This is a genomic window from Shewanella acanthi, from assembly GCF_019457475.1.
GTDB lineage: Bacteria > Pseudomonadota > Gammaproteobacteria > Enterobacterales > Shewanellaceae > Shewanella > Shewanella acanthi.
On sequence record NZ_CP080413.1, the window covers coordinates 580008 to 592117 of the forward strand.

General features: G+C 45.4%; 9 protein-coding genes and 1 riboswitch. Of the genes, 5 read left to right on the forward strand and 4 right to left on the reverse strand.

What is annotated here, in order from left to right; all coding sequences use genetic code 11:
* The first annotated feature begins 268 nt into the window (after nt 1-268).
* Complete coding sequence (locus tag K0H61_RS02475) at nt 269-1522, forward strand: dicarboxylate/amino acid:cation symporter (RefSeq protein WP_220051194.1); 1254 nt, start codon at nt 269-271, stop codon at nt 1520-1522.
* A 68-nt stretch (nt 1523-1590) separates the two neighbouring features.
* On the opposite strand, the gene K0H61_RS02480 is transcribed toward K0H61_RS02475, so the two are convergent.
* The 3 genes from K0H61_RS02480 to K0H61_RS02490 form a co-directional block, all read right to left on the reverse strand.
* Complete coding sequence (locus tag K0H61_RS02480; RefSeq protein WP_258405992.1) at nt 1591-2076, reverse strand: hypothetical protein; 486 nt, start codon at nt 2074-2076, stop codon at nt 1591-1593.
* A 402-nt stretch (nt 2077-2478) separates the two neighbouring features.
* Entirely contained in the window at nt 2479-2973 is a 495-nt protein-coding gene (locus K0H61_RS02485) for a TIGR00645 family protein (protein WP_220051195.1), read from the reverse strand.
* Between the two features lie 487 nt (nt 2974-3460).
* A complete protein-coding gene (locus K0H61_RS02490) occupies nt 3461-4468 on the reverse strand; it encodes a class 1 fructose-bisphosphatase (protein ID WP_220051196.1) in 1008 nt (335 codons plus the stop codon).
* A 275-nt stretch (nt 4469-4743) separates the two neighbouring features.
* Between K0H61_RS02490 and K0H61_RS02495 the strand changes: the two genes are divergently transcribed.
* Nucleotides 4744-7023 (forward strand): S9 family peptidase, encoded by a 2280-nt coding sequence (locus K0H61_RS02495; protein WP_220051197.1) that lies wholly within the window; start codon nt 4744-4746, stop codon nt 7021-7023.
* Nucleotides 7024-7148: 125 nt separating this feature from the next.
* Here the strand turns inward: K0H61_RS02495 and arcA are convergent, their stop codons facing one another.
* Nucleotides 7149-7865, reverse strand: a complete 717-nt coding sequence (arcA, locus tag K0H61_RS02500; RefSeq protein WP_220051198.1) for a two-component system response regulator ArcA — start codon at nt 7863-7865, stop codon at nt 7149-7151.
* Between the two features lie 587 nt (nt 7866-8452).
* Between arcA and K0H61_RS02505 the strand changes: the two genes are divergently transcribed.
* From K0H61_RS02505 to K0H61_RS02515, 3 genes are all read left to right on the forward strand, one after another.
* Nucleotides 8453-8887 (forward strand): DUF3293 domain-containing protein, encoded by a 435-nt coding sequence (locus K0H61_RS02505; protein ID WP_220051199.1) that lies wholly within the window; start codon nt 8453-8455, stop codon nt 8885-8887.
* 284 nt (nt 8888-9171) lie between these two features.
* Nucleotides 9172-9346: riboswitch (Lysine riboswitch) on the forward strand.
* A gap of 142 nt (nt 9347-9488) precedes the next feature.
* On the forward strand, nt 9489-10841 hold the full coding sequence (lysC, locus tag K0H61_RS02510; protein WP_220051200.1) for a lysine-sensitive aspartokinase 3: 1353 nt from the start codon (nt 9489-9491) through the stop codon (nt 10839-10841).
* 4 nt (nt 10842-10845) lie between these two features.
* Entirely contained in the window at nt 10846-11961 is a 1116-nt protein-coding gene (locus tag K0H61_RS02515; RefSeq protein WP_220051201.1) for a succinylglutamate desuccinylase/aspartoacylase family protein, read from the forward strand.
* Nucleotides 11962-12110 lie beyond the last annotated feature (149 nt).

Below are 12110 nucleotides of genomic sequence, written 5' to 3' on the forward strand. Positions count from 1 at the left end.
GTAATTTATTTGTAATTTTTTAGATCTTTCTACATTTCATGGACTTAGCGTATTTTTTACTCTATACATTTTTATCTATTATTAATCAATGTGATAAAGATTTTGTGTGATTTGCCTGCCAAATTTTACCCGAAAAAACTGCAATTTATGGATTGAAATTCATGCCAGCATGTTTCACTATGCCCCGCTTAAATAATAAGGGAAGCTCGACTGGTACTCATCAAGGAAGTTGAATGACTCAAGATGGTCACATCGGGGAATTGCACGCATGATCAAATCACTTTCAACACGGATCTTTATTGGTCTGTTTTCAGGTCTCATTCTTGGCAGCTTAGTTCAATATTTTGCTAGTGACATAGGTTTTTTAACTGGCGATCTTGTGGATCTGGCTACGGGCGTTGGCACTATGTTCGTCAATATGATCATGATGCTAGTGGTGCCATTAGTCTTTGTCAGTATTGTTTGCGGTGTGTGTGAGCTGCAGGATTTAAAAAGTTTTGGCCGACTAGGCGGTAAAACCTTTGGTTTTTATATCATCAACACCTTAGTCGCGATTGCGACGGCGCTGATGGTGGCGCTGATCCTCGAACCCGGAAAGGGCGTAGATATGACCAGCAATGCTGGCGTTGCACTAACCGCGACCGAGTTGCCGAGTTTAATGGCGCTGGTGGTGGATATCGTTCCACGCAACCCTATCGCGGCGTTTATGTCGGGTAATATGCTGCAGGTGATCTTTATGGCGTTGATGCTGGGCGGTGTGATTAAATCCCTTGGCGAAACGGCTATTGGCGCGGTTCGTGGCTTTCAAACCGCTAACAAGATCATGATGAAGCTGATTTCCGTGGTGATGAGCCTAGCGCCTTATGGTGTATTTGCGCTGATGTATAAGCTGGGTGCGACCTTAGAGGCGGCAATCTTTATCAGCGTAATTGAATATGTGGCGCTGATTATTTCACTGTTACTAATGTGGATTTTTGTGGTTTACCCTGTGGCAGTCGGCCTGTTTACCCCAATTTCGGCTAAAATGTTCCGCGAGAAAACCCAAGAGCAAGTGCTGTTCTCGCTTTCTACAGCCAGTTCAAATGCAACCATTCCGGTCACTATGCGTACCTTGACCGACAAACTTGGCGTTAATCGCGCTGTAGCTGGCTTTGGTGTACCGCTCGGCGCGACCATGAATATGGGTGGTGTGGCAATTTATATCACTATTGCGATTTTCTTTGTGGCGAATGCCTTTGGCATGCCAATTACCGATGCGCAGTTACCGTCACTGCTGTTTAGCGTGTTCTTATTGTCAGTTGGCGCAGGTGGTGTACCTGGTGGCGGTATGGTGATGATAGGGGTGTTAATCCATCAGATGGGATTACCGATTGAAGCCTTTGCGATTGTGGCGGCGCTCGACCGTATTATCGATATGGTGCTGACCTCCTGTAACGTGGTAGGCGATACCGCGGTATTAACCATTGTTGATCAGACAGAAAAAGCTCACCACACTGAGCTGGCTGGTGAACAAACAAGTTAATTTATACAGGGTGAGTAGTGATAAAAGCCGCTTGTTAGCGGCTTTTTTGTGTCTCAAATTTGGTTGATTTAGATTTCAGAGCATTTCTGCTTTAGTTGGCTAACGGCTTGGTTAAAACCGACAACCGCCAGATCTGAGTTGATGTATTTACTCGACGTAAAGGAGATGGCTTCAAGATGCAGTTTATCAGCCCTAAATTGGCTTAGGCGCTCCCAAAGATTGCCATTAGTTTTATGTTCACTAGTAAACTGGGTTTGGGTTGCAAGGCCGCGGAGTTTTAACCACTTTTGTTCGGCGCTGCTGATAATAAGCACGCTTTGATCTGCGCTATTGCTGGCGAATGCTTCTGCCATAGTGACATTGAGTGTTGGCTGAGCGTCACCCACTGAGCAGGCGAGTGTCAGTTTTAGATCTCGGTCAATAAAGTCGATGCTGTGATAGCTTGCGGTTGTGGCTTCATTAGTGGCGGAGGCGGCTAAATCGTCGGCATGTGCATAGCTCCATAGGCTGACGAATAATAAGGGGAGTAATGTTTTCTTGATTAGGTTCTTCACTTTACGACCTTGTGAACTTGCAATCTTTGTATGGTGTGGGTTGTTAATATTGTATATGTGTCAAATTGTCAGACATTATACTTATTTTTGACGCAATAGAATAAACAATAAACTTATGTTAACTATGTTTTTTCAATCTCTTTGTAGAAATTTGCATCAGGTCACGATTTGTTGAAAACGACATTCAGTTCTAAACTGAAAATTAACTTAAAAAATGTAAAATATCGGAATAGGCTAAAGAATTTGTTAGCGGATGCCAATTTTTTAAAGGCATAAAAAAGCCACTTGAAATCAGTGGCTTTAATTAACATGCTACTTGGTATTTCTTGACAATATCCTTTCAAGGCTGAGTATATATGGTAATTTAACGCAATACTTTTGCCATTCTTTATTAGGTGTCACTTATTTATGGCGGCTAATTTTATCTAAGTAACCCATAGCAAATGCCGAAATTACAAAGGTGATGTGGATAAGCAGATACCACATGATTTTGTCGTTATTGATCTGTTCGACATTCATGAAAATTTTGAGCAGATGGATTGATGAAATTGCTACGATTGAGGCCGCCACCTTGTTTTTAAGGGAACCTGAGTCTAATTTTCCGAGCCAGCCAAGTTTTTCACTGTCATCACCTACATCGAGTTGGGAGACGAAGTTCTCGTAGCCTGAAAACATCACCATTACGATCAGGCCACCGACTAAAGTGATATCAATCAGCGATAGGGTGACTAGTACTAAATCCACTTCGGGCATTTCGAAAATGATGGGGAGAACATGAAAAATTTCTTGGAAGAATTTAATACCTAAGGCCACTAATACCAGACTCAGTCCCAAATAGATGGGCGCCATGATCCAGCGTGATGCATACATAAGCCTTTCAAATAATTTTTCGACCATTCAATAAACCCTTAAAGACAATGACTCTAGATCTGGCTCTCAGCATGAGCCTAATGAGCTGAAACAATAACATAAGTCACAACGGCTGCGCTATCGAGCGATAGCAACGCCGTGAACTGAGCCTACTCTCTTTTGAGCTTAGCAAGCTACTGTTAAGCTTGATTTTAAATAAATTGCATTAGACGAAGATTAATTATCTTGTGGGATGTCGCCCACTCAGAAAAAGATGCGTTGTTAGCATGCACAATAAGAATGGGAATTAAAGTCGTGGGGCTTCATCCCTGATGTTGTCGAACATCACTATGAGGGAATTAAAGTTGATTTCCTTTTGGTCTGGTGTAGGGTCAAGACCGACCCACGGCCGTAATACCGTAATTTCTCCATCAGTTATGCTGTATAAAAATCAAAATGTCGCATTCTGCATCAACAAAAAGCCACTGATAGTCAGTGGCTTTTGGAAAGTAAATTAAAAGCTGAGCGATTCTGCTTACTCTATAGTTGGTTCTTCACTGTAATCAACATCATGGTAGCTTAAGCACATATCCACTTCATTGGCACTACCGAGAATAACCGCCACACGTTGGTGAATTTGCGTTGGTTGGATATCCAAAATAGTTTCGTAACCTGTTGTCGCTTTACCGCCGGCTTGCTCAACGAGGAAGGCCATTGGGTTAGCTTCGTACATTAAGCGCAGCTTATAAGGTTTTTTCGGATCTTTGTTGTCTGTTGGGTAAGTAAAGATACCGCCGCGGGATAATACCCGGTGCACATCGCCCACCATGGCGGCAATCCAGCGCATATTAAATGACTTTTCGCGAGGACCAATTTTACCTAGTAATAAGTCAGCGATATAGGTTTGCATCGGCGCTTCCCAGAAACGCTGGTTCGACATATTGATGGCGAACTCTTGGGTATCAGGGCTAATGTTCATGGCGGCATTGGTCAGCACAAACTCATTGGTTTCTGGGTGCAGAGTAAAGAGTTGCACGCCTTGGCCAACGGTTAATGCCAGCATAGTCGATGGGCCATAGAGCACATAACCTGCGGCGAGCTGATTGCGACCCGATTGTAAAAAGCTCTCTTCAGATAGATCGCCTTCGGTGGCTGGCCCCTTTGCTGCTGGTAATACAGAGAAAATCGTGCCGACTAAAGAGTTGATATCGATATTTGATGAACCGTCTAATGGGTCGAAACACACCAGATATTGGCCATTGGGGCTCACTTCGACCACATGATCTTCTTCTTCCGATGCTAAGCCGCGTACAGTGCCATCGGCCTTAAGGGCATCTTTAAGCATGTCGTTGGTAATAATATCCAATTTCTTCTGGGTTTCACCTTGCACGTTTTCCTGCTCGGTCGCACCTAAAATACCCGCTAACGCGCCGTGGCGTACTGCATGACTAATGGCTTTTGAGGTATCAGCTAGGGTCAGTAGCAGGTGCGTGAGGGATTCGTTCACAGCCTTAGCGGCTAAGTGCTGGGCAAGTGTTTGCATGTTATATCCTTTAGCGATTCAACATTGAGGTCGAGTTATTATTTGGTGCGAATGATAACTCAGTTAGGGGATAATTTCAGCGATGGCCTTGGGGTTTAGGTAATTTTTCAGCTTCTCTGCAGACATGCTTGATTGCTGAGGTGCTAGGAAAGCACCCATCACGGTTTAAATTGTTACCTATATTGCATACGATTTTAATTTAACTTGGCACTCTGGCACAATGAAGGCCTTATAAATCGCCATCTTATAGGCGAATATGCTTTCAAGGAATAATAATGATTAAAAATGGGCTTAATTCGTCCCTTGCGCGCTCGCTTAAATTGAGTGCATTTTCCCTACTGATCGCGAGTCAGGTTTCTATGATTTCAACTCCCTCTATTGCCCTCGAAGGCGGCAAGCAACCCTTAACAATTGAACGTATGAACGCTTCGCCAAGTCTGGCGGGTACCAGCCCAAGAGGGTTAAAGCTGTCACCCGACGGGCTGCGCGTCACTTACCTTGCGGGTCGAAAGGATAATCAAAACTTCTACGATCTGTGGCAGATGGATGTGAAAACCGGCGAGTCAAGCCTGCTGCTAAATGCCGATAAGTTGGCTAGCAATGAATTATCCGATGAGGAAAAAGCCCGCCGCGAGCGCCAACGCATCTATGGCGAAGGCATTATGGAATACTTTTGGGCTGACGATAGCAAGGCGCTGCTCATCCCCGCTTCCGGCAATTTGTATTACTACTCGCTGGCCGATAACAGCGTGACCCAATTACCGATTGGTGAGGGTTTTGCCACCGATGCGCGTCTGTCACCAAAGGGGCATTTTGTCTCCTTCGTGCGCGATCAAAACCTTTATGTGTTGGATCTTGCCAGCAAACAACTTAAGGCTCTGACCAAAGACGGCGGCGGTGCGATTAAAAACGGTATGGCGGAGTTTGTGGCCCAAGAAGAAATGGACCGCATGACTGGCTACTGGTGGGCGCCAGATGAGTCGGCGATAGCCTTTACCCGTATCGATGAATCTGGCGTGGACTTAGTCACCCGTAACGAAATTTATGCCGATGGCATTAAGCTTACCGAGCAGCGCTATCCTGCCGCAGGGCAAGCCAACGTGGATATCGCTCTGGGCGTAATCAGTCTTAAGGATAACGCCATTAATTGGGTGACCTTGAGCGAAGACAAGAACAAAGATATTTACTTACCGCGGGTCGATTGGCTGCCCGACAGCAAACATTTATCGTTCCAATGGCAGAGCCGCGATCAGCAAAAATTAGATCTGCAGCTCGTGGCCCTAGGCGAACTGAATAAGCCCAAAACACTTATCAAAGAGCGTAGCGATGCTTGGCTTAATATCAACAACGATCTGCATTTTCTAAAGCAGCAGTCGGCTTTTGTTTGGGCGTCCGAGCGCGATGGCTTTAAGCATCTCTATCTCTATGACTTAAACGGTAAGCTGAAACAACAGCTCACTAAGGGTGACTGGGCGGTTGACGATCTTGAGTATATTGATGAGGCCGCAGCTTGGGTGTACTTCACGGGTCGTAAGGATACGCCACTTGAGAAGCAGCTTTACCGCGTGCCCTTAACGGGCGGCAAGATTGAACGTGTGAGCAGCGAGCTTGGCATGCACAGCCCAGTATTTGCCGACAATCAGAGCGTGTATTTAGATTACTTTAACAGTTTGTCACAGCCGCCACGGGTGAGCCTGCATGGGGATAAGGGTCAGCTTCTAGCTTGGGTTGAGAAGAACGAGGTGAAAGCCGGTCATCCACTCTATGAATACGCTGGTCTTTGGCAATTACCTGAGTTTAAGGAATTAAAAGCTGAAGATGGCCAAGTGCTGCAGACACGTTTATTTAAGCCTGTCCCATTCGATGCCAGTAAAAAGTACCCCGTTGTAGTACGTGTCTACGGTGGCCCACATGCGCAGCTAGTGACCAACAGCTGGAGCGAGCAGGATTACTTTACCCAATATTTGGTGCAGCAGGGTTATGTCGTATTCCAGCTCGATAACCGTGGCAGCGCCCACCGTGGTACTCGATTTGAGCAAGTGATTTACCGTCACTTAGGTCAGGCCGAAGTCAACGATCAAAAGACGGGGGTCGACTACCTACGCACTTTGCCATTTGTTGATGCCGATAACGTGGCGATTTATGGCCACAGTTATGGAGGTTATATGGCGCTGATGAGCTTGTTTAAGGCGCCGGATTACTTTAAGGCAGCGATTTCGGGCGCACCGGTAACCGATTGGCGTTTGTACGATACCTATTACACCGAGCGTTACCTTGCCCATCCTGCGACAAACGAGCAAGGTTATGAGGCCAGCAGCGTGTTTCCCTATGTAAAAAACTACCAATCGGGTCTGTTGATGTACCACGGAATGGCGGATGACAACGTGCTGTTTGAAAACAGTACTCGAGTGTATAAGGCGCTGCAGGACGAGGGTAAGTTGTTCCAAATGATTGATTACCCTGGCTCTAAGCACTCAATGCGCGGAGAGAAAGCACGTAATCACTTATATCGTACATTAGCGGACTTTTTAGATCGTCAGCTGAAAGGCAAGTAGTCCTTGGATTCAATGGCAGCGTGGGGATCCAGGCTGCCATTTTCAGAAGCGGACTGAACTGCCGGCATAAAAAAACCAGATCTCAAGATCTGGTTTTTTATTGAAACTTATCAGTAAACCTTAGATTAGTCTTCTAAGTTACCGCAGAAACGGTAGCCTTCGCCGTGGATGGTGGCGATGATTTCTGGCGTATCTGGCAGGCTTTCGAAGTGCTTACGGATACGGCGAATAGTCACGTCAACGGTACGGTCGTGTGGCTTTAACTCACGGCCTGTCATTTTCATTAACAGATCAGCACGGGTTAAGATCTTGCCTGGGTTCTCAACAAAGTGCAGCATCGCGCGGAATTCGCTGCGTGGCAGTTTGTAAGATTCACCCTGTGGGCTCACCAGTGAACGGCTGTTGATCTCAAGACTCCAATCGTTGAAACGGTAGTGTTCCACTGAGCTCTTTTCTTCAGCTTCAGTGCCAGCACTGTTTACGCGGGTCAGCAGGTTACGTGCACGAATGGTTAGCTCGCGTGGGTTGAATGGCTTGGTAATATAATCGTCCGCACCAATTTCAAGTCCTAGAATCTTATCGACTTCATTGTCACGGCCAGTGAGGAAAATCAGACCAATGTTGTTGATTTCACGTAGTTCACGCGCCAACAACAGACCGTTTTTACCTGGCAGGTTAATGTCCATAACCACGAGGTTGATTTTGTTTTCCTGCATAGCCTTATGCATTTCTGCGCCATCATTGGCTTCAGTTACCACATACCCTTCTGCCTCGAAAATACTTCTCAGCGTGTTACGGGTAACGGCTTCATCTTCAACGATCAGAATGTGCGGATTTTGCATATTAATTACCTAATTTTTAACCAATTTTATTCTAACCATAAGAACCACTTACATCGGATCCTTAAATTCATAAAAAGTTGATACTTCCTTTAACTGCTTAGTGCTTCTTAAGGAATAATCTATACGGCGACACGTCAGGATGTATATAAAGTGTTCGTTTAAAGTGTAATACGATTTAAACGCAACAAGTATCAACTTCGATAAGCAATAGTTATAGATAGTTCCTTAACTATTGTTTTTTTTAAAATGTTTAATGATAAATCAAATGTAGAACACATTTTAAAAGATGTCTGGCCTGCTTTTGCTATTTAAGTAAATAAAAGTCACTTTGAGAAATGAACATTAAGCAATCTATGATGGGAATTGCTCAAGTTGACCAGTACTACATTGTACTCGTTTTAGGCATTTGTTAACAAATGAAATGTTAACAAATTTTCGGATCTAGCGCTCATTTTGTATATTTTTTGTCTTAGTGGCTGATTAATATAACTAATGTATTCATGGTTGTTGTGAGCTAGTTCACACCACTTTGGATTTTTTAGCCATTCTGCTACACTTGCGGGGTGCATTTTTAGACTAATCAGCCGATGGAACCTATGACTCTAGATTTGTGGCAGCATTATCAAACGCCGTTGTTTTTGCTAACTCAAGCATTATCTTCCGATTTTTCTTTTGCTGTAATCACCGCTCAAAACCCCGCTTCAGAACTTCTCACTCCTTCTCAAAATCGCTTACTTGATCGCCAGCTGTTACGAGATATCGAAACTCTGGGTTGTCCTTATCGTGCTATGGTGGGCGCCGCCCCCGATTTATCCCATATGGAGAAAAGCTGGGCTGTGATGATAGACCGTATGCAGGCGTTGCAGTTGGGCAGAAAATTCAACCAATATGCTATTTATATGGTTGAAAAAGGAGTGTTGAGTTTAGTGCCTTGTACGCTGCAAAATCATGATGAAGTCAGATTAGGAAAATTTACCGATCATGTTCGTATGGTTTACGAACTGCCTGATTTGAGTCACTAATTTTTAGCCAGCGTTTACATGAATTTTCGTTGTATAAAATAAGCCCAACTTTGGGCTTAATTTTTTTATTTTACTCAAATTTTTTTGCCCTATTAATTTCCACATAGCGGCCCTTTTACCTTCATCTAAAAGTTAATTTTTCGATTGGTTAACATTTATGTTGACTTCAAAAAGCCTTACTAATTGTTTTTAAATGAAAATATTTAAATTGTTTACTCAATGTGAAAATTGCATTGACTTAGAGTGGGGTTTATTGCTACTTTTTCCGCTCCTTTCCGGCGGGAAGGAACAGAAGAGGAGCGTTAACTAGGTAGTCAGTCTGAGGAGCACAAACTCCAGCGACGATTGATGAGGGAGATTAACGCCGAGGCATACACATGGTTGCTGCATGTTGATGTCGGTCGGTCAGGCTGAATCCTGACGATTGTCACCTGTATTTGGTGGAGAGCTTCTGGTGACGATTGCTGTTTCCCTTCTTTGGGGTGCGTATCATTGAGCACCAGGCTCTTCGAACGAAGTTAGTTCGGAGCGTAATCATGTTAGTTAATCAATCTTTAAGTTTTATTGTTGTGACTTCTGCCTTTGCCGCGGAGGTTCGCTAATGTCTCTTGTTGTTTCTAAATTTGGTGGTACTTCAGTCGCTGACTACGGTGCAATGAACCGTTGTGCGGAAATTGTATTAGGCAATCCAGCGTGTCGTTTAGTGGTGGTCAGCGCATCAAGCGGAGTAACCAACCTGTTAGTGGAATTGACCCAAGAGTCGATCACTGACGATGCCCGTCTGCAACGCCTAAAACAAATCGCCCAAATTCAGTACGCTATCTTAGACAAATTAGGTCGTCCGAACGATGTTGCTGCCGCGCTGGATAAATTATTAAGCCGTATGGCGGTACTCAGCGAAGCCTTAGTTTCAGAGCGCAGCAAAGCGACCATGGACGAGCTGTTATCCCTAGGTGAGCAATGTTCATCTGCGCTGTTTGCGGCAGTACTGCGTGAAAAGGGCGCTAATTCAAGTGCGTTCGATGTGCGCCGCGTATTGCGTACCGACAGCCATTTTGGCCGCGCCGAGCCACAGGTTGAGCAAATTGCCGCCCTTGCAGGCGAGCATTTACAGCCTCTGCTTGCTGAACAAATTATCGTAACTCAAGGTTTTATTGGTGCCGACGAACAAGGGCAAACAACGACCTTAGGTCGTGGTGGTAGCGATTACTCAGCGGCGTTATTAGCCGAAGCCTTACGAGCCACTGCGGTAGAAATTTGGACTGACGTTGCGGGTATCTACACCACTGACCCACGTCTAGCGCCTAATGCTCATCCGATTGCTGAAATCAGCTTTAACGAAGCGGCAGAGATGGCAACCTTCGGTGCCAAAGTATTGCACCCTGCGACCATCCTTCCTGCTGTACGTCAACAGATCCAAGTGTTTGTTGGTTCGAGTAAAGAACCTGAAAAGGGTGGTACTTGGATCCGCCATGCGGTTGAAGATGCGCCGGTATTCCGTGCAGTCGCTCTGCGCCGCGATCAAACACTACTTAACTTGCACAGCCTGCAAATGCTACATGCCCAGGGCTTCCTGGCAGAGACCTTTGCAACGTTAGCACGACACAAGATCAGTGTGGACTTAATTACCACTTCAGAAGTTAACGTCTCGTTGACGTTAGACAAAACCGGTTCAGACTCTAGCGGTCAGGGCCTGCTGAGTGAAGCACTTTTGCAGGAGTTGTCGCAGCATTGCCGCGTGCGTGTTGAAGATGGTTTAGCACTTGTGGCGATTATCGGTAATCGCATCGCAACGACTGCGGGAATCTGTCGCCGCGTGTTTGAAGTCTTAGAGCCACATAACGTGCGTATGATCTGCCAAGGTGCGAGCCCACACAACCTGTGTGTGTTAGTTGCAGAATCAGAGGCTGCGCAAGTGGTTAAAGCCCTGCACGAAAACCTATTCGAAGGTTAATCCCATGCAGCCAACTTCAGCGACCTTAAAGATTGGTGAGCTTGCCGCAGGACAAGCGCTAACCCTACCAATATACACCTTTAAACCGAGTGATAATGCGTCAAAGGGACCTAAAGTGTATATCCAGGCCAATGTTCATGGCGCTGAAGTCCAAGGCAATGCGGTGATTTTCCAATTAATGAAGCAGCTTGAGCGCTGTGAGATTCTTGGGGAAATCACCCTAGTGCCGCTGGCTAACCCTTTAGGTATCAATCAAAAGAGTGGCGAGTTTACCCTAGGGCGTTTCGACCCCATCACTGGGGCTAACTGGAATAGGGAATACTTAAACCACGATATTGATATTGCCTGCTGGTTTAAAGCGCATGCCAAGCTTAATGATAATGAGCTGCTCCAAGCTTTTCGCAGCACCTTAGTTGAGGCTTGTCAGCAGCGGTTACACCATCCATGGGGAATCACAACGGGGCATCGCCTCGCGGTAAATCTGCAGGCCATGGCCCACGAAGCCGATATAGTGCTGGATCTCCACACTGGCCCTAAATCCTGTAAGCATCTGTATTGCCCTGAATATGCCCTAGATGATGCCAAGTATTTCTCGATTCCTTACACTTTAGTGATCCCCAATAGTTTTGGCGGTGCTATGGATGAGGCGGCTTTCTGTCCTTGGTGGCAATTAAGTGACGTCGCCAAATCGCAGGGGCGGGATCTCGAGGTAGCGATTTCTGCTTTTACGTTAGAGCTTGGCAGTCAAGAGCGGATAAGTCTTGAAGATGCGTTAATCGATGCACAAGGGATTTTGGCTTATCTCAGTCATAGAGGCGTGATCCGCGATGCGGTATTGCCCGCTAAGATGGCGCGCTTTGGCTGTTATCTTAAGGACTATAAAAAGTTCCACGCCCCGAGCGCTGGTCTTGTGGAATATATGGCCGCAGTGGGTGAGCCGCTTCCTTCAGGCGAACCCTTAGTAAAACTCTTACGTCTCGATTTATACGGCACTGCGGATGAGTTAAAGACCTTAACATTGCCGCAGGACTGTGTGCCAATATTGCATTTTGCATCGGCGTCGGTACATCAAGGCACAGAGCTTTATAAGGTTATGACGAACGTATTTAAGCTCACTTGAATAAAGGCTGTTAGAGAAGTCTTTCATACAGAAGCGGTATATAGAAGAGAGTAAAAACGCCAATCAAGTTTGATTGGCGTTTTTGTTTAAGCGGCTTTTGAGTGACTCAATTTGGTGGCTCAATTTAGTGGCTTTGTTTTCGTGTCATA

Coding starts and splice junctions, on each gene's coding strand:
- K0H61_RS02505 (WP_220051199.1), top strand. CDS start 8,453: ATGGAACCTATGACTCTAGATTTGTGGCAGCATTATCAAACGCCGTTG.
- K0H61_RS02490 (WP_220051196.1), bottom strand. CDS start 4,468: ATGCAAACACTTGCCCAGCACTTAGCCGCTAAGGCTGTGAACGAATCC.
- K0H61_RS02485 (WP_220051195.1), bottom strand. CDS start 2,973: ATGGTCGAAAAATTATTTGAAAGGCTTATGTATGCATCACGCTGGATC.
- K0H61_RS02515 (WP_220051201.1), top strand. CDS start 10,846: ATGCAGCCAACTTCAGCGACCTTAAAGATTGGTGAGCTTGCCGCAGGA.
- K0H61_RS02475 (WP_220051194.1), top strand. CDS start 269: ATGATCAAATCACTTTCAACACGGATCTTTATTGGTCTGTTTTCAGGT.
- arcA (WP_220051198.1), bottom strand. CDS start 7,865: ATGCAAAATCCGCACATTCTGATCGTTGAAGATGAAGCCGTTACCCGT.
- lysC (WP_220051200.1), top strand. CDS start 9,489: ATGTCTCTTGTTGTTTCTAAATTTGGTGGTACTTCAGTCGCTGACTAC.
- K0H61_RS02495 (WP_220051197.1), top strand. CDS start 4,744: ATGATTAAAAATGGGCTTAATTCGTCCCTTGCGCGCTCGCTTAAATTG.